This is a genomic window from Candidatus Chloroploca sp. Khr17 (assembly GCF_004138165.1).
GTDB lineage: Bacteria > Chloroflexota > Chloroflexia > Chloroflexales > Chloroflexaceae > Chloroploca.
The window spans coordinates 25,000-46,239 of record NZ_RYFF01000015.1 but is presented as its reverse complement, the minus strand read 5'-3'; the positions used below and the strand labels follow the sequence as shown (position 1 = coordinate 46,239).

16 protein-coding genes are annotated in these 21,240 nt (G+C 59.2%); 7 read left to right on the top strand and 9 right to left on the bottom strand.

The annotated features are described in order from the left end of the window. Positions 1 to 203: 203 nt before the first annotated feature. From EKD05_RS11150 to EKD05_RS11130, 5 genes are all read right to left on the bottom strand, one after another. Positions 204 to 2,039, bottom strand: a complete 1,836-nt coding sequence (locus tag EKD05_RS11150; protein WP_165360691.1) for a diguanylate cyclase — start codon at positions 2,037 to 2,039, stop codon at positions 204 to 206. 16 nt (positions 2,040 to 2,055) lie between these two features. Continuing rightward, positions 2,056 to 3,084 carry a low-specificity L-threonine aldolase gene (gene ltaE, locus EKD05_RS11145; RefSeq protein WP_129672645.1) on the bottom strand — a complete coding sequence of 343 codons (1,029 nt, stop codon included), beginning with the start codon at positions 3,082 to 3,084 and terminating at the stop codon, positions 2,056 to 2,058. A gap of 73 nt (positions 3,085 to 3,157) precedes the next feature. Beyond that, complete coding sequence (locus EKD05_RS11140; RefSeq protein ID WP_129672643.1) at positions 3,158 to 4,078, bottom strand: thioredoxin fold domain-containing protein; 921 nt, start codon at positions 4,076 to 4,078, stop codon at positions 3,158 to 3,160. A 164-nt stretch (positions 4,079 to 4,242) separates the two neighbouring features. Continuing rightward, positions 4,243 to 6,834, bottom strand: coding sequence for an ABC transporter permease (locus EKD05_RS11135; RefSeq protein WP_129672640.1), 2,592 nt, complete (start codon positions 6,832 to 6,834; stop codon positions 4,243 to 4,245). Between the two features lie 106 nt (positions 6,835 to 6,940). Then, positions 6,941 to 7,132: a hypothetical protein gene (locus EKD05_RS11130; RefSeq protein WP_129672638.1), complete on the bottom strand. Its 192-nt coding sequence runs from the start codon at positions 7,130 to 7,132 to the stop codon at positions 6,941 to 6,943. A 144-nt stretch (positions 7,133 to 7,276) separates the two neighbouring features. Here EKD05_RS11130 and EKD05_RS11125 point away from each other — a divergent pair, with 144 nt between their 5' ends. The 4 genes from EKD05_RS11125 to EKD05_RS11110 all read left to right on the top strand — a co-directional run bounded on the left by EKD05_RS11125 (position 7,277) and on the right by EKD05_RS11110 (position 13,381). Continuing rightward, entirely contained in the window at positions 7,277 to 9,073 is a 1,797-nt protein-coding gene (locus EKD05_RS11125; protein WP_129672748.1) for an ABC transporter ATP-binding protein, read from the top strand. Further along, positions 9,073 to 10,953: an ABC transporter ATP-binding protein gene (locus tag EKD05_RS11120; RefSeq protein WP_129672746.1), complete on the top strand. Its 1,881-nt coding sequence runs from the start codon at positions 9,073 to 9,075 to the stop codon at positions 10,951 to 10,953. The genes EKD05_RS11125 and EKD05_RS11120 overlap by 1 nt, the downstream gene beginning before the upstream one ends. Before the next feature lie 85 nt (positions 10,954 to 11,038). Continuing rightward, entirely contained in the window at positions 11,039 to 12,175 is a 1,137-nt protein-coding gene (locus EKD05_RS11115; RefSeq protein WP_129672636.1) for a BMP family protein, read from the top strand. A 120-nt stretch (positions 12,176 to 12,295) separates the two neighbouring features. Beyond that, on the top strand, positions 12,296 to 13,381 hold the full coding sequence (locus EKD05_RS11110) for a Xaa-Pro peptidase family protein (RefSeq protein ID WP_129672634.1): 1,086 nt from the start codon (positions 12,296 to 12,298) through the stop codon (positions 13,379 to 13,381). Positions 13,382 to 13,457: 76 nt separating this feature from the next. Here EKD05_RS11110 and EKD05_RS11105 read toward each other — a convergent pair whose 3' ends face one another. The 3 genes from EKD05_RS11105 to EKD05_RS11095 are packed head-to-tail and all read right to left on the bottom strand — an operon-like array spanning position 13,458 to position 14,752. Further along, positions 13,458 to 13,916 (bottom strand): universal stress protein, encoded by a 459-nt coding sequence (locus tag EKD05_RS11105; protein WP_240695734.1) that lies wholly within the window; start codon positions 13,914 to 13,916, stop codon positions 13,458 to 13,460. A 56-nt stretch (positions 13,917 to 13,972) separates the two neighbouring features. Continuing rightward, the gene (locus EKD05_RS11100; protein WP_240695733.1) at positions 13,973 to 14,431 is read right to left on the bottom strand and encodes a CBS domain-containing protein; all 459 of its coding nucleotides are present in this window, start codon (positions 14,429 to 14,431) and stop codon (positions 13,973 to 13,975) included. Positions 14,432 to 14,446: 15 nt separating this feature from the next. Next, positions 14,447 to 14,752 carry a hypothetical protein gene (locus tag EKD05_RS11095; RefSeq protein WP_129672632.1) on the bottom strand — a complete coding sequence of 102 codons (306 nt, stop codon included), beginning with the start codon at positions 14,750 to 14,752 and terminating at the stop codon, positions 14,447 to 14,449. A gap of 520 nt (positions 14,753 to 15,272) precedes the next feature. Between EKD05_RS11095 and mscL the strand changes: the two genes are divergently transcribed. Next, positions 15,273 to 15,662 (top strand): large conductance mechanosensitive channel protein MscL, encoded by a 390-nt coding sequence (gene mscL, locus EKD05_RS11090; RefSeq protein ID WP_129672630.1) that lies wholly within the window; start codon positions 15,273 to 15,275, stop codon positions 15,660 to 15,662. A gap of 89 nt (positions 15,663 to 15,751) precedes the next feature. On the opposite strand, the gene EKD05_RS11085 is transcribed toward mscL, so the two are convergent. Beyond that, positions 15,752 to 17,062, bottom strand: a complete 1,311-nt coding sequence (locus EKD05_RS11085) for a DUF58 domain-containing protein (RefSeq protein WP_129672628.1) — start codon at positions 17,060 to 17,062, stop codon at positions 15,752 to 15,754. Positions 17,063 to 17,161: 99 nt separating this feature from the next. Between EKD05_RS11085 and EKD05_RS11080 the strand changes: the two genes are divergently transcribed. Together EKD05_RS11080 and EKD05_RS11075 are read left to right on the top strand one after the other, a co-directional pair. Then, complete coding sequence (locus tag EKD05_RS11080) at positions 17,162 to 19,627, top strand: VIT domain-containing protein (protein ID WP_165360690.1); 2,466 nt, start codon at positions 17,162 to 17,164, stop codon at positions 19,625 to 19,627. 128 nt (positions 19,628 to 19,755) lie between these two features. Continuing rightward, positions 19,756 to 20,703 (top strand): MoxR family ATPase, encoded by a 948-nt coding sequence (locus tag EKD05_RS11075; RefSeq protein ID WP_129672624.1) that lies wholly within the window; start codon positions 19,756 to 19,758, stop codon positions 20,701 to 20,703. Positions 20,704 to 21,240 lie beyond the last annotated feature (537 nt).

Genomic DNA, 21,240 nt, shown 5'->3' with positions numbered 1-21,240 from the left:
ACGTTCGGTAGGCGACATGTTGGCAGCGATTATACGACATTTCATGCTGAAAAGCCATCAGCCCCACGACACCAGGAGCAAAGCAGATGATGCCCTGGAAGACTATGGCGCCGACGGGCTGAGCGCAAGGAGTCTCGTTTGTCCAGCCTGGCGGCGCACATAAACAGAAGACCGGGCATGCTGGCGCAGGTCTTGAGGGGCGATCATGCTTCACGGTAATAGTAGGTCTGGTTGCGCCCGGCGTTTTTGGCTTCATAGAGGGCTTTATCGGCCCGGTCAAGCAAGAGTTCAATCGTTCCGGTGCTACCAACGTCAAATGCGGCGACGCCGACGCTGATACTGGTTGTTACTGGCCCGGCTTCGGTCAGAATGGGCTGGCTGGCGACAATCTGACGTAGGCGGTCACCAGCGATGCCAGCCTCGGCGAGATCTGTTTCGGGCATCAGCACCAGAAACTCTTCGCCGCCATAGCGCCCAAAGATATCAACCTCGCGTAGGACTGCTTTGCAGCGCGTCGCAATCTGTTGCAACACCTGATCGCCGATGCTATGGCCATAGGTGTCGTTGATCTGCTTGAAATAATCGGCGTCAAGCATCAGCAGGCTCACCGGGCGTTTGTAGCGCAGCGCTCGTTCAAGCTCGTAGCGAGCCTCTTCAAAAAAGTAACGTCGATTCGCGATCCCGGTCAGTTCATCAATGGTGGCGAGTGCTTCCACCTGGTTGAAGAGATAGGCCTTTTGCATCGCGATGGCGGCAGTGGCGGCCAGGGTCTCGATGGTGGTCAAGTCACTCGCATCATACATATTAGGTTCGCGTGAACGAATACTCAGCGCCCCAATGGTTGTTTCCCCAACTTGCAAGGCCACCGCAAGCAATGAACCCGAAGAATGTTCAACGACCGTCATTGGCTCGATGAGCGGTACTGGCTCGGTCATTGCGGCATTACTGGTAATGCGCAGGGCCATGCCGGTTTGCACGATAGAGCTGAGTAGACTCTGGTCAAGGGCTTGGCGAAAGACCGGTTCCCGTTGCTCTTGATGGACAAGATAGACATACTCTAGTTCGCGTGTCACCCGATCAAAGCGGACGATCGTACAAATATCACAGGCAACGAGTTCCGTGATCGCCTCGTGGATCGCCTCATAGAGATGTTCGAGATCGGGGGCCGCCCCGAAACTGAGACTTGCTTTGTAGAGCAGCGCACGCCGCTCGGACTCCCGAACGACGGCATGGTAGCGGCGTGCATTCTGGAGGGCAACCCCTGCCTGCCGACTAATAATTTCGAGCAGTTCGATATCACGCTCGTTGAACGGTGTTTTATTGCTGATTCGATAGAGGTTCAGCGTGCCCATGATCTGATTGCTGGCCATAATCGGCACAGCCAGAACGCTCCAGACACCCTGGGCGAGCAATTCAGGAATAGCTCGTGGCTCGGCGGCATACGTATTATTGAGGAAGGGCTGTCCACTATCAATCATCTGCCAGATGATCCCGGTGCCACGATGCACCGGTTGCTTGAGAATGGGTGCCGTGATGCCAAAGACATAGCTTGGCAGCAGGCGATCGCGCTGGCGATCATAGATTGGCATCGAGCCTGCATCAGCCTTGAGCAGATCAATCGAGAGGCAGACAACCTGTTCGAGGATCTGGTCGATATCGAGGGCGCTACTGATAATGAGCGAGACTTCACGGAGGTTATGCTCACGGGCATAGACGGCTTGCTCGATGAGCCATCCCTTGAGGATCAGCAGGGTTCCACTAAAATTCCCCTGCGCATCATAGAGTGGTACTGGTTGGAGCGTTAATTCACAGTCGCAATCACCAAATGAAAAGGTGATGGTTCCGCTCAGGGATGCTTGGGCGGGCAACCCGAGGATCTGCCGTACGGGGGTACCAGGCACCAAGCTGTCTGGTTCGAGGGCTGTCTGGATCACGCTACTTGCCGTGACCAGGCAATCGTCAGCATCAAGCAGCAGCGCAGCCTCGGAGAGTTGCGCGACAATGGGAGCCCAGATCTGGGCGGAACCTGTCATGGTCATCGATCTACACCCTGGGTTACGGCTTGAGCACGGCGCGAACGGCATTGATCGCGGTGTGGATATCTTGCTCGCCAATACCATAATGGGTGACGGCACGAATGGTGGTGCCACCCATACTGATCATCAATACACCATGGCTACGAAGTTTGTTTAGGAACGTACTCGCATCCATCGCCGTCACTTCAAAGCGCACAATGGCGGTCTGTACCAGACCGCGATCAAGGGTCAGCCCGGGGAGATCGGCAAGACCTTCGGCTAGCATGCGAGCATTGGCATGATCTTCGGCAAGGCGATCGACCATCTCGGTCAACGCAACCAGACCGGCGGCGGCAATGACCCCTGCCTGGCGCATCCCGCCTCCCAGCATTTTGCGTACCCGGCGGGCCTTGCTGATGAAGGAGGTTGTTCCCGCAAGGACTGAGCCAACCGGTGCCGCAAGACCCTTTGAAAGGCAGAATTGCACGCTATCAGTATAGCGGGTAAGTGTACGAACTTCAACATCTAGCGCAATAGCGGCATTAAAGATACGGGCACCATCAAGATGCAAAGGAACCTCTGCGGCGTGTGCGGCCTGATAGGCGGCTTCCATATAGCGTACCGGTAGGACGGTGCCCCCACAGCGATTGTGCGTATTCTCGAGGCAAAAGACACCGGGCGGGGCACGGTGGGGATCGTTGAGCGTGACCAGGGCCTTCTGAACAGCGTCGAGCGGCAGACTGCCGTCGTGTGCCGTTGGCAGGGTATGATAGATAAGCCCGCCGAGTGCCGAGGCCCCGCCAGCTTCGTAGTAGTAAATATGGCTCTCATCGCCACAAATCACCCGCTGGCCGCGCTGCGCATGGGCAAGCAGCGCAGCCAGGTTGCCCATGGTTCCGCTGGGTACCAGCATGGCCGCTTCTTTGCCGACCATCTCGGCAGCCAGCGTCTCAAGCCGGTTCACGGTCGGGTCTTCACCATAGACATCATCACCAAGCTCGGCATCATTCATCGCGGCACGCATCGCAGGACTGGGCAAGGTGACGGTATCACTCCGCAGGTCGATCATAGGGGTTCTCTTCTCTTCTTTCTTGGGCTACCTGAAGAACGCAGCCCCTCGGCCTGCGTTCTTCACAGGGCGACTATTCACCAGGAGGGGTAATCGGTTCTCCAGCCGCAAGCTGAGCCAGGGCGGGTTCCAGTTCGGCAAACGTGAGGCCACCTTCATACCGGGCCTGAATAATGCCATTCGCATCAACCAGGAACGTCCACGGCTCGGTACGTAGATTCCAGTCGCGCATCGATGGGACAAACCGTTGGGCCTGGAAGTTTTCGCCAAACGGGTAGGCGTACACTTCGACGTGAATGAAATTGGTGCTTGCCTGGTACTGGTCTTTCAGTTGTTTGAGCACCATCTGATTGGGCGCACAGACGGCAGTCTGGCAATAACCAGGGGTCGAAAAGGCGACGACAAAGGGTTTTTCGGCGGCAATGGCCTCACTGATCGTCATCTGGTAGAGATCGGCATCAGGTCGCGCATCTGACGTCAAGCGGGTCAGATCGGGTTGATCGCGGATCGTCAGGTTATTCGTCGGGATGGCCGCCATCCCGACCGCAGGAACCTGTGGTTGGGCGAGCACATCGAGCCGCAACCGTGAGACAACCGGCTCACCTTCAGCCTGAGGTAGCGTGATCTCGACGCCCCATGCCCCGGGCTGATCAAAGGTCGCGTAGCCGACATAGAGACCAAAGGGGAGGCCCTCGCCGCGATAGACGGCGGTTGACTCGCTGCGCACCTCAGCCGCGTTGCCGCCATCGAGGTAGAAAAAGCGCATCGGGAGGCTCAGTTCGGGATCGTTGATTGGGCTGCCATCTTGCAACACGCCCACCGCGATACGGTTTGGCCCGGGGGCCAGTTCTGACAGCGCCAGGACGGGCACCATCGCCCCCTGACCTCGCGAAGGGGTTGTTGGGTTGCTCGTTGGCGTTTGCCCACAGCCTGTGAGCAAACTTAGCACAAGCAACGTCAGCACGAACATACGGATGGTGGTGGATGTGGTCATACGTTCTGCTCCAACTAAGACCGGCATTTTTAGGGCGGCAGCCCTTCAACCGGGTTGTCACGTTGGTGCTGTTTGCCAGCGAAGTTGGCAAACAGCACTAGCGCACAAGCAATGCTTGGGGGCCGTAGGCCCACCCTGCATTATAGCAGGGTGGGCCAGACTTGTTATTCTTCACGGAGGGCGAGCGCCGGGTTGGTACGACTCATTTTATGTGCGGGGTAGATCCCGGCCAGGATGGCGGCGATCAGGGCGACGAAGAGGGCCTGGAGAAATAAGGCCGGGTCGACGGCGAGATCGAGCGTCCAACCAAAAGAACGCTGGTTGATGACATAGACGAGGATCAACGCCAGGACAAAGCCGAGCGGCGCGGCAAAGAGGCCGGCGGTGAGGCCCATCAGACTCGTCTGGCCAAGCACGACCCCCCAGAGTTGCCCCGGGGTCAGGCCGTTGGCGCGCAAGACGGCTAGTTCACGGGCGCGTTCGAGTTGCAAGGCCATCAGTGAACTCAAAATGCCAATAAAGGCGACAATGGTGGCGAGGACTTGCAGCACGGCGGTGATCGCGAAGGTGCGGTCGAAAATGGCGAGCGTGCCTTCGCGCAGGCTCACGTTTGAGCCAATGTTGAGTAAGGGCGGTGCCGTACCATCGGCATTGGGTGTGGCGACGGCAGCGCGGAGCCGCGTGACCAGTTCGTCAACCGGCACGCCTGGTGCGGCGTAGAGCGCCAGCGACGAGATGGTCGTATCGTCCCAGTTGGCTTGATAGGTTGTGTAGTGCATCCGAATGACACCACGATCCGAAGCGTAGTCATAGTAGACACCGGCAATCGGAAAGTCGCGCAACCCACGATCGGTGCGGAGGCTCAGTTGATCGCCGATACCGAGGCCCGTCCGAAAGGCGAGGGGTTCAGAGATCAGGATGGCCCCGTTTTCCCAGGCGGTCCAGGTCGCGGCATCGCCCCCGACTTTGAAGCGCAGGTAGTCGCGTCCGCGCTCACCTTCAGCATCAATCGCGATGACCGTCGTCGGCCCGGTTGGGGTGTCAATTTGCACACTGCGCATCCGCGTCGCTGCGCCGACCCCTTCGACGCGAGTGAGCACATCAATCTGAGCTGGCTCGAGTGCCGTATCCACCCGATTGGCTGTTGCCCCTGGGGCGGCCACGTAGATATCCGCCCCAAGGCTCTGCTCGAGCCAGACGATGACGGTTTGGCGAAAACTGCCGACCATCAGGCCAACCCCGATGGTTACGCTGACGGCAATCATCAACGCTGCCACGGCCACTGCGGTACGCGAGAGCGTTGCTTCCACATCGCGGGCGGCCATCCGCCCGAGCAAGCCAAAGACCCTGCCGAGCGCAGGACGCACGAGCCGCATCATTGCTACCGTCAGCAAGGGGGTCAACAGGGCTGTGCCAATGATGATCGTAAAGAGGGCGGCAAAGGCGAGATAGAGCCCGCCGAGTTGCTGATTGATCCCGGCAGGCCAGAAGAGCAAGGCCGTGCCAAGGGCAAGCATCACTAGGCCAACCATGGCGAGCAGGGGCACCATGCGACGGGCGCGCTCTTCGACGCTCGAGCGTCGCAAGACGGTGCGCGGCGGCGTCAGCATCGCCTCGAAGGCCGGCACAGCCGCCGACACAAGCGTCGCAACGACGCCGAGCACAAATCCCTTGAGCAGCACCAGCGGGTCAAGGCTGAGGTTGCGTACCGTGACCACAAAATAGAGATCATTGATCGTCTGGGTCACCAGGCCGACCAGACCACGCCCCAGGATGGTGCCCAGCACCAGGCCGGCGAGCGAGCCGATGAGGCTGATCGCAAATGCCTCGCCGAGCACCAGGGTCGCGATCTGACCCCGTGTGACGCCAACGCACCGTAGCGTCCCCAACAGCATCCGGCGCTGGACAACGCTAAAGGTGATTGTATTGTAGATCAGGAACATCCCAACAATCAGAGCCAGCAGACTCAACGCCGTCAGGTTGAGTTCAAAAGCGCGGGTCATCTGTTCGAGGGCGTTGGTTCGGGAGGCTGCGGGCACCAGATCGGCCCCTGGTGGCAGGATCGCTTCGATGCGTGCGAAAGCCGGATCTTCTTCACCCAGAATCAGATCAATCCGACTGAGTTGCCCCACCAGAGCGAGCAACTCCTGAGCCGTCGCAAGATCAGCTACGACAAGACCCTCGAGCGCCCGGCGGCTCAGATCATCGGAAGGTTCAAGGACACCGACCAGTTGAAGATCAACCGTCCGCGACCCAATGCGCATCACCAGCGTGTCGCCGGGGGAAACGCCAGCGCGTTGGGCTGTTTCTGTCGCGAGTAGGACACCGTTAGGCGTTGCAAGCAAGCCCACCAGTGACGTGCCATCGCCAGCAGTGCCCCCGTCAGGGGCCAGATACGACCGAAAGGGTGCCTCGGCCAGCGGATCGACCCCGAGCAATTGCACCGTCTGATTCTCCAGCGCCGGTAATTGGGCATAGCCCTCGACGACCGGTGCCGAGGTGCGGATGCCAAGGTCAACCCTGATCTGCCGATAAAGGTCATCGTCAAGCCCCGAGGGGCCACCGATAATCTGATGGCTAGCTCGCCCGGTGACACTCTCGGTGCTCAACGCAAAAGCGCGTGAAGCACTGGCATTGGCCAGATCGATGGCGACCACCACCGCGACACCAAGGGCCACCCCGAGCAGGCAGAGCCCAAACTGCCACGGATGGCGGAGCAAATAGCGCAGCGATGTACGCCACAAGAGAGGAGACATAGAGTAGGGTCTCTCCGTGCTGGTGCAAACGGCCAACTTCATTGGCCGTTTGCACCAGCATCAGCATAGATGTGCATAGCCCACAGCCACGTTGGAGGCTCCTTATTCAGCAGGGCTGAGGCAACGTCAGCTCTCCGGGGTGGCCGTCGCCGTCAATGGCTCGGCTACGGATGGCAAAGCCCGCCTGCGCGGGCTGGATGAGGCCGCGCAGGCGGCCTTCGCGATCCGTCGCCGAAGGCTTCAGCCCGACGGTGCTCCGGTCAGGTGGACGTTGCCTCAGCCCTGCCTTATTCAGCATACCACTATTTCTACATGCGTTGTTGTGCTACAATGGCATATTAGATAGTTCTCGGAGCAAGGGACTCCGGGCCGTACCTTCGCTGATGACGGTGGTGGTTGATCGCATCACCACGGTCAAGAAAGATTTTGTGTGCAAGGCCAGATGATGAAACAGGGTTCCGCTGCTCGTCCACGAGCACCGGGGGCATTGATGCGTGCCATCCGCTTTCTTGGCGGACATAAACGGACTACCGCGATTGCCTATAGTGCTTTGATTGTGGCAACGCTGGCCCAACTCGTGGTGCCTGTGCTTGTCCAAAACATGATCGATACGGTGACGCTGGCAAGCCAGACGGGAGGCGATATTCGTACGGCTGAGGGTCTCGTCTTTAATGCAGCGGGCTTGATCTTGCTCTTTGCCCTCTTGCGCGGGGCTTTTTCGTTTGTGCAGGCGTTTATGGCTGAGACAACGTCGCAGGGGCTGGCTTTTGATCTGCGCAACGCGATCTTTGCCAAGATCCAGCGCCTTTCATTTAGCTACTACGATCGCAATCAGACCGGTCAGTTGATGATCCGGGCGACTGATGATGTTGAACGCCTCCGTACCTTTATTGCCCAGGGGCTTGTGCTGGCCGCCTCGTCGTTTCTGTTGCTCACCGGGGCCTTACTTATCCTGGCCTTTACCAATCTGCGCTTGACCTTTGTAGTGATGCCCCTGCTGCCGATTGCCCTGGCCCTCTTTATCTTTTTTGGGCGGGTGAGCCAACCGCTCTTTGCGGTCGTGCAAGAGCGGTTGTCGGCGCTCAATACGATCCTGCAAGAGAATCTCGCGGGCTTGAAGGTGGTCAGGGCCTTTGCCCGTGAGCCGTATGAAGAGCAGCGCTTTGATGTTGCCGCCACGAATTTGATGGCACAGCAGTTGCGGATTAACCAGGTCTTTTCTTTCCTCTTCCCGGTTATTTTTCTAGTGGCGCAACTTGGTCAGGTGGCAATTCTCTACTTTGGAGGGCGTCAGATTTTGGGCGGGACGCTTGAACTGGGGGGGTATCAGAAGTTCAGCCTCTACCTGACCTACGTCTTTGTCCCGCTTGGTCAGCTTGGGTTCATTATTACGCTTGTTGCGCAGGCGAGTGCCTCGGCGAGGCGCATTTTCGAGGTGCTTGATGCGCAGAGCGAGATTGAGGATAAGCCAGGTGCCCTGCCGTTGCCGCTGCTCAGTGGGCGGGTGGAGTTTCGCAACGTGACCTTTCGTTATCTTGGGACGGGTGATCCGGTGCTCAAGGAGGTCAGTTTTGTGGCGGAACCTGGGCAGACGATTGCGCTGCTTGGGGCAACGGGCAGCGGCAAGACGACGATTATCAACCTGTTGCCGCGTTTTTACGATGCCTCTGAGGGGGCTGTCCTCATTGACGGCTACGATGTGCGTGACGTAACGCTTGACAGTCTACGTTCGCAGATTGGCATTGTGCTGCAAGAGACGAACCTTTTCAGTGGCACGGTGCGCGATAATATCGCCTTTGGGCGGCCTGAGGCGACTGATGCCGAAGTCGAAGCGGCAGCGCGTGCGGCGGCGGCGCATAGCTTTATTGCGGCGATGCCTGAAGGGTATCAAACCAAGGTTGGCGAGCGGGGCGTGACGCTTTCGGGTGGTCAGAAACAACGCATTGCGATTGCGCGTGCGCTCTTGCTCAATCCGCGCCTCTTGATTCTGGATGACTCGACGAGCAGTGTTGATCTGCAAACCGAGGCGACAATCCAGCATGCGCTGGATACGTTGATGGAAGGTCGCACGAGCGTTGTGATCGCCCAGCGCATCAGCACGGTCTTGCGTGCCGATCAGATCCTGGTACTTGACCAGGGGCGCATTGCTGCGGCTGGCACACATGCCGAATTAATGGAACAAAGCCCGATCTATGCTGAGATTTATCATTCGCAGCTGGTCAAGGAAACAAACCTATGATGATGGGTGGACCAGGTGGCCCTGGACGGATGCTCAATACCGAAACCGAGAAACCAAAACGAGTTGGCGTCACCCTGGCACGTTTCTGGGTCTATTTTCGGCCCTGGTGGTATGCGGTGGTTCTGACCCTGATCCTGCTGGTACTCAGCACGGTGATGCAGGTGCTGACGCCCGGCCTAATTGGTCAGGCGGTTGATTGCTATTTGCTGCCCAATGCGACCGCGTGCTGGTATGGCACCGTCGATCCGGCGGCGACGCTCGAAGATCGTGCGGCAGGGCTCGGCGTGATCGTGCTGTTACTGACCGGGCTCTTTGTGGGTGGTTCGTTGCTGCAAGGGCTTGCCTTCTACTCGATGAACTGGGCGGGTCAGCGCGCCCTGCGCCGCCTGCGCGAGGACACCTTTGCTCAGATCCACCGGCTTTCGCTTGGCTTCTACACGCGCAACGAAGCGGGCAATATCATGAGCCGGATCACGAGCGATACCGACACGATCCAGCAAGTGCTCGGCTTTGCTCTCTTGAGCGTGGTGAGCGGCATTATGGGCATCGTCTTTACGATGAGCGCAATGCTGGTCGCAAATGTGCCGTATGCGCTGGTAAGCCTGAGCATCGTGCCGTTGATGGCCTGGGCAACCTTCTACTTCTCGGGTGAGGCGCGCAAGGCTTTTCGGAAGAGCCGCCGCGAGATGGGCAGTGTCAATGCCGGGCTGCAAGAGAGCATTTCGGGGGTGCGCGAGGTACAGGCGTTTAGTCGTGAAGCCGAGAGCATCGAGGCGTTTCGGCGGGCCAACGCGGCCAACCGCGATGCCAATGTGCGCGCCGCGAGTTTCACTAGTGCCCTCAATCCGGTACTCGAAGCCCTCGGCTATGTCGCGATTGCCATTGTTGTCGTTGTCGGCAGCCTCAGTTTGCTCCGCAACCAGCCCCTTTTTGGCACGACGATCATCTCGGTAGGCCTGATCTTTGCTTTTATCCAGTATGTGCAACGCTTCAACCAGCCCATCCAACAGATTGCTGTGCTCTGGACGAATATCCAGAGTGCGATTGCCGGCGGTGAGCGCATCTTTGGCCTGCTTGATGAACAACCCGAGATTGTTGATGCCCCTGATGCCGTTGTGTTGCCGCCGATTGAGGGACGGGTCGTCTTTGAAGATGTGCAGGTTGTCTATCAAGCAGATACGCTGGTGCTCAAAGGGGTCAGTTTTGTGACCAAACCGGGGCAGATGGTCGCGATTGTTGGCCCAACGGGCGCCGGCAAAACGACGATCATTAATCTGATCCCGCGCTTCTATGATGTGCTCAACGGGCGGGTGAGCATTGATGGATACGATGTGCGCAAGGTGACAGCGGCGAGTCTGCGTGCGCAGATTGGCATTGTGTTGCAGGATGCCTTTCTCTTCTCGGACACGGTGATGAATAATATTCGTTACGGGCGGCTTGAGGCAACTGATGAAGAAGTGATCGCGGCGGCCCAACTTGCCTCGGCGCACACCTTTATCGAACGTCTGTCTGAGGGCTATCAGACCGTGCTTGGCGAGCGAGGTGGGGGTTTGAGTCAGGGGCAGCGCCAGTTGATCGCGATTGCCCGTGCGGCGCTTGCCAATCCGCGCATCCTCATTTTGGACGAAGCGACGAGCAGTGTTGATACCCGCACCGAGCGGATGATCCAGCAGGCCTTTGACCAATTGTTGGAAGGCCGCACCAGCTTTGTCATCGCGCACCGCCTCAGCACGATCCGCAACGCCGACCTGGTCTTGATGGTCAAAGATGGCCAGATTGTCGAACGAGGCACCCACGAGCAACTGCTTGCCCTGCGCGGCGACTATTATGCACTCTATATGAGCCAGTTCCACGGGGAAGAAGAGCCACAGGCCGCATGATGTGCGGGTCGTGAGGGTATGCTATAATCGGGCAGGCAAGGCAACGTTCTTGCCATCGTTGATAATGGAGGAGGCACAAAAGACAATGCGTAAATCGTTTGTTTCGATGCTGGCAGTGCTGTTCTTGATCATTCCCTTGCTCGCTGCATGTGGTGGTCAGACTGCCACGCAACCCACGGCTGTTCCCCCGACTGCGACCGAAGCGACTGCTCCTGAGCCACCAGCAGATTCTCTACCGCGGATTGCTCTGGTCACCGATCTGGGCAAAGTCAACGACGGTACCTTCAACGAGTTTGCCCACAAGGGCGCTGAGCGGGCTGCTCAGGAGTTTGGGCTAGAGTATCGCTTTATTGAGACTCAGGCGCAGGCTGATTACGAAGCCAACATTCAGACGTTTGTTGATGAGGGCTTTGATGTCATCATCACCGTTGGCTTCTTGATTGCCGATGCAACGCAGGCGGCGGCGGCTGCCCATCCCGAGATTGTCTTCATCGGGGTTGACCAGTTCTATGTCCCTGGGGGCGTGACCGACAACCTGGTTGGTCTGCAGTTCCGTGAAGACCAGGCCGGCTTCATGGCAGGTGCCCTGGCGGCGATGGTGAGCGCGAGTGGCACGATTGGTATCGTGGCTGGTCAGGAGATTCCTCCGGTCAAGAAGTTCCGCAACGGGTTTGACAATGGTGCCCGCTATGTTCGCCCCGACATCAACTTGCTAGGTGTCTACCTGCCCACCTTCATTGATCCGGCGCTTGGTGCTTCGACGGCCGAGCAGATGATCAGTGACGGCGCCGACGTCATCTTTGGTGCCGGTGGCCCGACAGGAACGGGTGCCATCAAGGCTGCGGCTGAGCGTGGCGCGTATGTGATTGGCGTTGACCAGGACGAGTTTGTGACCACGTTTGCCAATGGCACCTCACCCGGGGCTGACCGCATTCTCTCGAGCGCGATCAAGCGCGTCGACGTGGCGGTTTACGATGAAGTCAAGGCGGTGGTGGACGGCACCTTCGAGGGTAACGGTATCGCGCTCTTCGATGCCGCTGGCGATGGTGTGGGCCTGGCCGATTTCCACATGGCAGCTGACTCGGTGACCCCGGCGATGCAGGCCAAGCTCGACGAGATCTTTGCGGCCCTGGCCGATGGCAGCTTGAATACGGGGGTTGATCCGGCGAGTGGCGATCTGCTCACTGATCAGATCCCTGAGCCCAATCCCTTCACCCCTTAAGCACAACGGCGAGAGGCATTTGGCCCGCAATGGACGACGAAAAACCCGTGCTTGTGGTGCGCAAACGACCAGCAACGCTGGTCGTTTGCGCACCACAAGCACGCTAGCAACGGAGGTTGTATGCAGCACCGCCTCGAACGTGTGCGGGTGATGGTTGTGGAACGGAAGCTGCCAGCGTTGCTCATCAGTGCGCCAACGAATCGGCGCTATCTCAGTGGCTTCACGGGGACGTACGGGTGGTTGCTGGTCACACCGACTACAGCTCTCTTGTTTACCGATAGCCGGTATCTTTTGCAAGCTGGGCAGCAAGCCCCGGCCTTTGCGGTGCGTCAAGTCGTCAATCCTGGCAGCCCGTTTCCGACGCTGTTGCGTGACGCTGTCGTTGAGCTTGGCTTGACGCAACTCGGCATCGAGGCGGCGCACATGCATGTGGCTGAATACCGGAGTCTGCAGAAAGAAGTCGGGGCAGCGTGTGAACTGGTGCCTGTTGAAGGGATGGTTGAGACGCTGCGCGAAATCAAAGATAGCGCCGAGCTCAACACACTGAAGCGGGCGATTGCGTTGACTGATGCGGCCATTACGGCTGTGATCGAGCGGCTAACGCCTGACACCACCGAGCGTCAGGCAGCCTGGATGCTCGAGATGGCGATGCGTGTTGGCGGGGCCGAGGCGGTCTCGTTCCCGATCATTGTCGCGGCTGGCCCCAACGCCGCCCTGCCCCATGCAACCCCTGGTGACGCCCCGTTGGGCACTGGGCAGCCAATTGTGATTGATATGGGGGCACGAATCGATGGCTACCACGCTGATCTGACCCGGACGATTGTGCTTGGTGAGCCTGATGCGCGCTTCTGGGCGATCTACGAGACGGTACTGAAAGCACAGGAAGCGGCCCTTCTGGGCCTTCGTCCAGGGCTCTTGACCCACGAGGCCGATGCCCTTGCGCGGGATCTTATTGTGGAAGCTGGCTATGGCGATCATTTCGGGCATGGCCTTGGCCATGGGGTTGGCCTGGATATTCACGAAGGTCCGGGGTTGCGCCGCGAGAATCCGCTGGTGCCCAGCCAACCGCTGCGCTCGGGGATGGTCACGAGCATTGAACCAGGTATCTATCTGGAAGGTTGGGGTGGTGTGCGGATCGAGGATCTGGTCCTCATCACCGATGGAGGATGCGAGGTTTTGTCGCAGGCGCCCAAACTACGTCGGTAAGCATTCGGCTCACCGCAAAGCGGCCCCGGGCGTACGCCCGGGGCCGCTTTGCGTGGCTCATCACAGCAAGCCAGATCTAATCGTCGTGTTGGGGACGGAAGACAAAGACCGGTGCCGGACAGACCTGCACAACCTTCTGGGTCACGCTGCCAAAGACCCAGCGGCTAATCCCACTGCGGCCATGGGTCGCAATGGTAATCAGATCGACGTGTTGATTCTCGACATAGTCAAGGATCGCTTCGGCGGCGGGCAGTGAGCTAAGCTCGATCTGTACCGCATAGCCCTCGGCGCGAAACTGAGCAGCAATGCGCTCGAGATAATCGCGGGCCTCGTTCTCCATTGTTTCAAGGGTGTCGGTGGTGGTCGTGGCGAGCATCCCGCTATAATCAACGCTGGTGGTAAAGATTGGTGGAACAGCCCGCAGCAGGGTGATCCTGGTTGCCCCCGTATTCGCGGCCAGTTCGTGAACATGCGGAAGCACCTGTTCAGCCAGAGGTGAGCCATCAAGTGGAACGAGAATGTGGTTATACATCATAGACCTCTTTACACCAACCTCATTGTTATCAGTGAGGTTGGCGCAGCACAGACGATCTAGTCACGTCCATGCGACTTCGGAGTCAGCGGTGGCGTATCGCAGTCTTCTTCGGAGTTGACCATCCACCGCAGCAGATCTGACACTGTAATGACCCCAATCACCCGTTTGCCAAGTACCACAGGAACGCCATGGATATGGTGCGTAATCATCAATTGCGCAGCATCACGTAAACAGGTATCGGGCGTCACGGTCAACACCGGGCGGCGCATAAACTCACGTACCGGTAGATCTTTGACCCGGTAGTAGATACTGTACTCGGCGAGATCGCCCTCGGCCGAGTCGGAAATACGGTTAATATCCCCTTCTGTCACAATCCCCAGCAGATCACCCTCGCTATCAACGACGGGAAGTCGCCGAATATTGAGTTCAGCTAACAACTGCCGTGCTTCCGGCAGGGTCATGGTATCACGGGCAAGCACCGGGGGCGCACTCATCCAGACGCGAACGCTGTCCATATGTACCTTCTCCGATCACGCGGTCCACTGCACACCGCTGCGTAAGACTTCCACCAGATTACCTTCGCGATCAAGGAGCATCCGCAGCGAATGACGCAAACTACAATCAAGTACCGGGCAGGGATGTTGATGTTCAACACCGAAGGGACAAGGGCCTTCGCGCTCGCAAGCACCAACGTAGACAGCATAGCGTGGCGCACCAGGGGGGCCGTCAAGCATCCGCAAGTGGATAGGTGCATCACGTAGCTCGCCGTCGAGCTTGTCGAGATGGTCACGTGCCACTTTGAGCATTGGGTGTGGCGGTCGTTTCGGGCGGGCCATGAAACTGCCTTTCCGTCCAGGGTTGCTCTCACACTCTGAGATTGTGAAACTATGCTCATAATACCAGAAGCAGGCCTCTTCCGGTGAAAACTGCCCACAACCATGCGTTAAGATTTGTTCGCTCTGCGTTTGCTTGCTTGCGAGATGGGGCCTATGATATTGGGCCTGCGGCCCATACGTATGATATAGTCTGTAACGTACGTTTTCTAGGGTCTTGTCACCCTGAGCACAGCGAAGGATCTCAGGCGTTCAGATGGCAGAGATGCTCCGCTGCGCTCCTGATAACATCCCCGGATGTTATCTCGGCGCCACTGGTCCGGGGGCCATTTGATACTCAGCATGACAAGACTGCGAGCCTGGGAGCGCGGGCGGGCGGCCCGCTTTGGGCGCACCAGTGGGCGGGCGGCCCGCGCTCCCAGGAATACAGACCACATTATGGCATTGGTGGACGTTAGGGCACCCGGGGCCTCGCTGGGCGCACAAGCCAGCGAAGCGAAGCTGTTTGGGAGGAGGATTCGCTATGTGGCAAGGGTTTCGGAACTTTCTGTTGCGGGGCAATGTCGTTGATTTGGCGGTTGCGGTAATGATCGGGGCGGCGTTTAACAGTGTCGTGGATGGGTTCATTGTGGCGTTTGTTGATCCCTTGCTGGCGATCATTCTGGGGAGTGCAGGGGAAGATCTTGCGTTGATCCAGGTTGGGGTCTTTCCCGTCGGCGTCTTTATCTCGGCGGTGGTGACGTTTATCTTGAAAGCGGCGGTTATCTATTTCGTTATTGTGCGTCCGTTCTCGTCCCTTGCTGCCCGGTTGGCCGCTGCGCCGCCGCCGCCGGCCCCAACCCCGGCTGACGTGGTGCTCTTGACCGAGATTCGTGATCTGCAGAAGCAGCAGCTCGAGGCGCTGAAACGGTAGGGTTGACGCAAAGGCGCAGAGGCGCAAAGCTGCGTCTGCAGATCCATCAAACCTTTGCGTCTCTGCGCCTTTGCGTCAAATATCCCGTCTTAGAGGCGTCCCTGGGCTTTCAGGCGCAGGTAGGTGTTGATCACCCCGGCGCTGAGACGATCCGCAGGGACATCAACGGTCATTACGCCACTGTGCTGGAGGCGATCAAGCAGAGCGCGCCGTTCGTCGAGCAAGCCCTCGGCAACGGCGCGCTCGTACAAGGCGCTGCTGTCGTTGGCTGGTCGCCCGGCTGCCCTGGTGATGAAGGGGTCACTGATGGTGACACAGAGGGGCAGGTGGTGCCGCGCCAGGCGGGTCAGGTGCGTCACGAGTGGCCCGGTCGCTTCGGGGGTCGCAAGGTCGGTGAAGAGCACGATCAGGGCGCGGCGCCGCTGCCGCCGGGCCAGGTAGCTCAAGGCAACCCCGTGATCGGCCTCCACTGGTTCAGGCTGGAGATTGTAGAGCGCTTCGAGGATCTGCTGAAAGTGGGGTTTGCCCCGTCGTGGGGCCACGTACCGGTGTACCTGGTCGGCAAAGGCAAGCAGGCCGACTTGATCCCCGCGGAGGCCTGCGACATAACTCAACATCAGCGCGGTGTTGACGGCATAGTCGAGGCGCATCAGTTCGCCGACAGGCGGGGCCATCAGACGTCCACAATCGATCACACAGATAACGTGTTGACTGCGTTCGACTTCATATTCGGCGGCGATCAGCTTGCCCCGTCGTGCGCTCGCTTTCCAGTTGATCCGCCGAAATTCGTCGTCGGTCGTGTAATCACGCAGCCGCTCGAATTCGCCCCCTTGCCCGCGTACCCGCGAGACTCGTACCCCGAGTTCGTGCAACAGCCCTTTGCGGGCGAGCAAGTCGTATTTTTTGAGTTCGAGGATGTTCGGGTAGACGCGCACGGTTGCAGCAAGCGGATAGCGGATCTGGCGCACGAGCATCCCCATTGGCCCGGTGATCCGCATCACTGCCGCCCCAAACTGGTAGTCACCACGCCGCAGGGGACGCACATGGTAGCGTGCCTCGTAGATATCGTACGGCGGGATCGCTCCGCTGAGAAACGGTTGATCGACAGGAAACTCGTGCGGGCTTTCATCTCGTAAGGTAAAGACAATTGGTCGCGGCGTGGCATTGGCGAGCAGCAGGGTGATCAGGTTTTCGGCCCCTAGCGAGAGCTGTGGATCGTGCAGCCGTTCCACCTCAATCTGCTGTGCCCGCGCCATCAGCACCAGATCACTGATCGCGACGGTTCCAACGACCCCTAGGTAGAGCATCGCAATCCAGAGCAACCCTGGCGCAAATGCGCTCAGCGCAATCGGCAGGGCGGCGAGCAAGAGCAGCGTGAGTAGGCGTGGTGTTGGCAACATAGCCCCTATTGTACCGTGAATTTCTTGCTCTTGAAACGATGACCCTGACGTGCCATAATGCAGGTGAAGCGTGCCTGGCAAAAGAAAAGGAGGTCTGCGATGGTTCGCCCTGAGCTTGCTCCTGATGCGCCTGTTCGTGGTGGGATGCTGTTACCCCGCGATCCTAACATGTTGCCTGTCCCCCTTGAGCATACGACGATCATGATTGAGGTGGTTGGCCCTCTGGCTGAAACGAAGGTGGTGCAACGCTTCCGTAATCGTCACGCGTCACCGCTTGATGCACTCTATGTCTTTCCTCTGCCCACCGAGGCGGCGGTGAGCAGCTTTGAGTTGCGCATTGGTGAGCGCATTATTCGGAGCATGGTGCGTGAACGGGCCGAGGCCGAGGCTGCGTATCGTGCGGCGGCAGCACGGGGGGGCGATGTAGCGCTCGTGACCCAAGAACGGCCAAATCTCTTTACGATTGAACTGGCAAATCTACAGCCGGGTGAGCTTGTCGAGGCTTGCCTTGTCTTTTTTAGCCAGGTGCCTTTTGATGATGGTTGGTTTAGCCTGGCGATGCCAACGGTCGTCTTGCCCCGCTATGTGCCGACGGGTCACCCGGCCCGGCCACAGGATGGGGTCTTGCCGCTTTTGCCTGAAGGTGGGGCCGATCATACGCTCGATCTGCGCATCAGCCTTGATGTTGGCCGACTGGCTGAGGTTGAGACCCAGGGGGCGAAGTTTGATCTGACGCATGAGCCCGGTGGCCGGGTGACGGCGAGCTTGCAGGCCGCTACAGCGGTGCCTGATCGCGATCTGGTGATCCGCTATCGGCCCGCAGGTGAGCAGTACCGTGCGGCAGCTTTTGCCTATCGTGAGGCTGGGCATCCTGGTGCGGCGTTGATCATGTTGACACCCCAGGTTGCTCCGGCCACACATGAGGTCTTGCCCCGTGAAGTCCTCTTTGTCTTTGATCGAAGTGGCTCGATGGGGGGAGATAGCATTGTGCAGGCGCGCAATGCGTTGCGCGCATGTTTGCGCGCCCTCAATGCTGGTGATACGTTCAACATTTTTCCCTTTGATGATCATGTCGAACGGCTTGCCCCTGTGCCTCTGCCGTTTACCCAGGCTTCGGTTGATGCCGCCGATGCCTTCATTGCGAGTATCCAGGCGCGTGGCGGTACCGAGATTGTGGCCGCACTCACTGCGGCGCTCGATCAGCCGCGTGATCCGTTACGCCTGCGCATCGTTGTCTTTCTCACCGATGGTGCGGTGGGGAACGAGGATCAGGTGTTACGCAGCCTCACCAGTCGGCTCAATGAGGCGCGGATCTTTGCGTTTGGCGTGGGTAGCGCCGTCAATCGTTTTCTCCTTGATGAACTGGCATCCGTGGGGCGGGGCAGTGTTGAGTATATTGTGCCTGGTGAGGCGATTGAGCCAGCCGTGCAGCGGTTTCAGCGCCGCGCGGCTCTGCCCCTGATCTGTGATCTGAGCATTGATTGGGGAGGTGCCCAGGTTGACGATCTTCTTCCCGATCCGTTACCCGATCTGTATGCCGGACAACCGTTGATCTTGATGCTCCGCTACTATGGTCCACGCACACAGCAAGTGACCGTGACTGTGCGCGGGCGTACGCCCCGTGGGCTCTTTCGTGAGCGTCTTGAGCTTGATCTTTCGGCGGCGACCCCCGAGCGCACGGGGGTCTGGCGGGCCTTGCCGCGCCTCTGGGCACGCGCTTACCTGGCTCGCCTCGCGAGCCAGGCCCGGCTCGACCCACGGCGGGCCCCTGCGCTCGAGGCGCAGGCGCGTGCGTTGGCGGTAGAGTATGGCTTGCTTTCTGCTCATACGGCCTTTCTCGCCGAGCAAGAGGCACCAGTTGATGCCGAAGGTCGCCGCGCTACGGCGCGTGTCTTGGTACCTGTCCACCTGCCTGCGGGTACCCGGCGTGAAGCCTTTGAACCCGTTGATGCGATGCTGGGTGGGGGTGCTTCTTTTGGCGGCTTGACAGGCGCAATCCAGTTTGATGCTTTCGCAGCGTCACCGTATCCCCAGATGAAGGCGTCGTATGCGCCGCAGAGCCGTACCGCGCAACGGGCCGGTGTGCGCAGAACTGGGGTGGCGGGCCAACCCGCACCATCGCTTAGCCCGGCCATGCGTCGTGAGGCAGCATTGCGTTTCCTTGCCCGTACGCAGGAGGTCAATGGGGCCTGGGCCGGCGACGAGGTCGTGACGGCGCTGGCGGTGCTGGCCTTTGTCCTGGCCGGCCATACGCCACGTAGCGGAGATTTTCGGCCCCAGTTGACCCGTACGCTCGCCTGGTTGGCGGCGCGTAGCGAACCTGGTTACGCTGTGGCCCTCGCGTTGCAGGTGCTCAGGGGTGATCCTTGCGATCAGAACGCTGCTGCAGCGCTTGCCCGCGATGTCATCCTGGCCGCCGGCATACGCGGCGAGGATCTGCCTGGGCGCCAGACGATTGGTGGTGATACCGATGGGGCTGTGGTGAGTGGGGCGGGCTCGCTTCTTCGCCCAACGCGTGAGACGCTCGCCTTGACCGCCGCGCTCGCGATCCTGATTGGGCCGTAAGGCAAGATTTCAGGTTACTTTACAGTTTGGAGGCCTCCATCGCGTCCTGATGCGCTCGGCTCTTTCCTATTTTCTAGCTCCTAAATCCTTGCCTAAGGTGCCCCTCCCTGCAAATTGAGGAGTCCGTTTTGAAAACGCAGTCCGTGGTCGAAGCTGTCCGTGCTGAAGCTCGCAAAGTGCTGGTTGGCCAGGAAGAACCCTTTACGCTGTTGATTGTTGCCTTGCTCGCTGGCGGGCATGTCTTGATCGAGGGTGTGCCGGGTACGGCCAAGACCCTGATGGCGAAAACGCTGGCTCTGCTCGTCCGGGCCGAGTACAAGCGGGTGCAGTTTACCCCCGACTTGATGCCTTCGGATGTGATTGGGACGCAGATTTTCGAGCCTTCGACCGGTCAATTTCGCCTGCGTCGTGGCCCGGTCTTTACCCAAGTGCTGCTCGGCGACGAGATCAACCGTGCCCCGGCCAAAACCCAGAGTGCGTTGCTTGAGGCGATGGAAGAGCGTCAGGTGACGATTGAGGGTGAACGACTGGCCTTGCCAGATCCCTTCTTTGTGATTGCCACGCAGAACCCGATCGAATACGAGGGCACCTACCCGCTGCCTGAGGCGCAGCTTGACCGCTTTCTCTTCAAGCTGGTGATTGACTATCCGCCGGGCGAGCAAGAGTTAGAGATCCTCCGGCGGTACCATCGTGGCTTTGATGCGCGGCGGCTCGAGGCGGCGCATCTCCAGCCGGTGATCGCGCCAGGCGATCTTGCCTCGTGCCGCGAAGAGATTGGGGCGGTCACGGTTGAAGACGGCATTATCAGCTATATCGGTGCCATCACGCAGGAGAGTCGGCGCAGCCCGGATCTGATCATGGGTGGTTCGACGCGGGCGAGCATTGCGCTCTTGCTCACCGCCAAAGCCTATGCTGCTGCGCAAGGGCGCAATTACGTCACCCCCGACGACATCAAAGGACTGGTGCGGCCCGTCTATCGCCACCGCATCATCCTGCGCCCCGAAGCCGAAATCGAAGGCATGAGCCCTGACACCGCGCTCGGGCGCATCCTTGCGCGCGTCGAAGTGCCTCGTTAAGGCATGTTTCAGCATGGGGTATGCTTGCTTGACCGTTTGGAGTGCCGGCTTCAGTCGGCTGAGCGGGAAGCCGACAAAGCAGACCTCACAGGTCTGCGCGTTGGCCTTGGGAAGCCAGCATCAAGACCTGTGAGGTCTCTCGGCGCGTCGGCATGGCAAAGAGACCTCACAGGTCTGAACGAGACGTCACTGGGCTGGAAGACCTGTGAGGTCTTCCATGGAGTGATCCTTGATCAGCAAGGCGAGGTCTCGGCCAGACCTCACAGGTCTGGTCGAGGCCTCATCGGGGCTGGAAGACCTGTGAGGTCTCGTCCTTGCAATCCTTGATCGGCAAGGCGAGACAAGGCCAGACCTCACAGGTCTACGCGTCGGCATTGGGACGCCATCATCAAGACCTGTGAGGTCTCTTCGCGTCTTTATTTGAAAAGTAGTGCGGCTAGCGGATTCATTTCTAGAAGACCATTAGCCGACTAAAGCCGGCACTCCAAGGGCACAACACCACTGCTGGATGCCCGCGTGCGCGGGCATGACAAGGGA

Bases quoted from the DNA above. Each gene is read 5' to 3' on its own strand.
- EKD05_RS11150 (WP_165360691.1), bottom strand. From the start codon at position 2,039: ATGACCATGACAGGTTCCGCCCAGATCTGGGCTCCCATTGTCGCGCAA.
- ltaE (WP_129672645.1), bottom strand. From the start codon at position 3,084: ATGATCGACCTGCGGAGTGATACCGTCACCTTGCCCAGTCCTGCGATG.
- EKD05_RS11140 (WP_129672643.1), bottom strand. From the start codon at position 4,078: ATGACCACATCCACCACCATCCGTATGTTCGTGCTGACGTTGCTTGTG.
- EKD05_RS11135 (WP_129672640.1), bottom strand. From the start codon at position 6,834: ATGTCTCCTCTCTTGTGGCGTACATCGCTGCGCTATTTGCTCCGCCAT.
- EKD05_RS11130 (WP_129672638.1), bottom strand. From the start codon at position 7,132: ATGCTGAATAAGGCAGGGCTGAGGCAACGTCCACCTGACCGGAGCACC.
- EKD05_RS11125 (WP_129672748.1), top strand. From the start codon at position 7,277: ATGATGAAACAGGGTTCCGCTGCTCGTCCACGAGCACCGGGGGCATTG.
- EKD05_RS11120 (WP_129672746.1), top strand. From the start codon at position 9,073: ATGATGGGTGGACCAGGTGGCCCTGGACGGATGCTCAATACCGAAACC.
- EKD05_RS11115 (WP_129672636.1), top strand. From the start codon at position 11,039: ATGCGTAAATCGTTTGTTTCGATGCTGGCAGTGCTGTTCTTGATCATT.
- EKD05_RS11110 (WP_129672634.1), top strand. From the start codon at position 12,296: ATGCAGCACCGCCTCGAACGTGTGCGGGTGATGGTTGTGGAACGGAAG.
- EKD05_RS11105 (WP_240695734.1), bottom strand. From the start codon at position 13,916: ATGATGTATAACCACATTCTCGTTCCACTTGATGGCTCACCTCTGGCT.
- EKD05_RS11100 (WP_240695733.1), bottom strand. From the start codon at position 14,431: ATGGACAGCGTTCGCGTCTGGATGAGTGCGCCCCCGGTGCTTGCCCGT.
- EKD05_RS11095 (WP_129672632.1), bottom strand. From the start codon at position 14,752: ATGGCCCGCCCGAAACGACCGCCACACCCAATGCTCAAAGTGGCACGT.
- mscL (WP_129672630.1), top strand. From the start codon at position 15,273: ATGTGGCAAGGGTTTCGGAACTTTCTGTTGCGGGGCAATGTCGTTGAT.
- EKD05_RS11085 (WP_129672628.1), bottom strand. From the start codon at position 17,062: ATGTTGCCAACACCACGCCTACTCACGCTGCTCTTGCTCGCCGCCCTG.
- EKD05_RS11080 (WP_165360690.1), top strand. From the start codon at position 17,162: ATGGTTCGCCCTGAGCTTGCTCCTGATGCGCCTGTTCGTGGTGGGATG.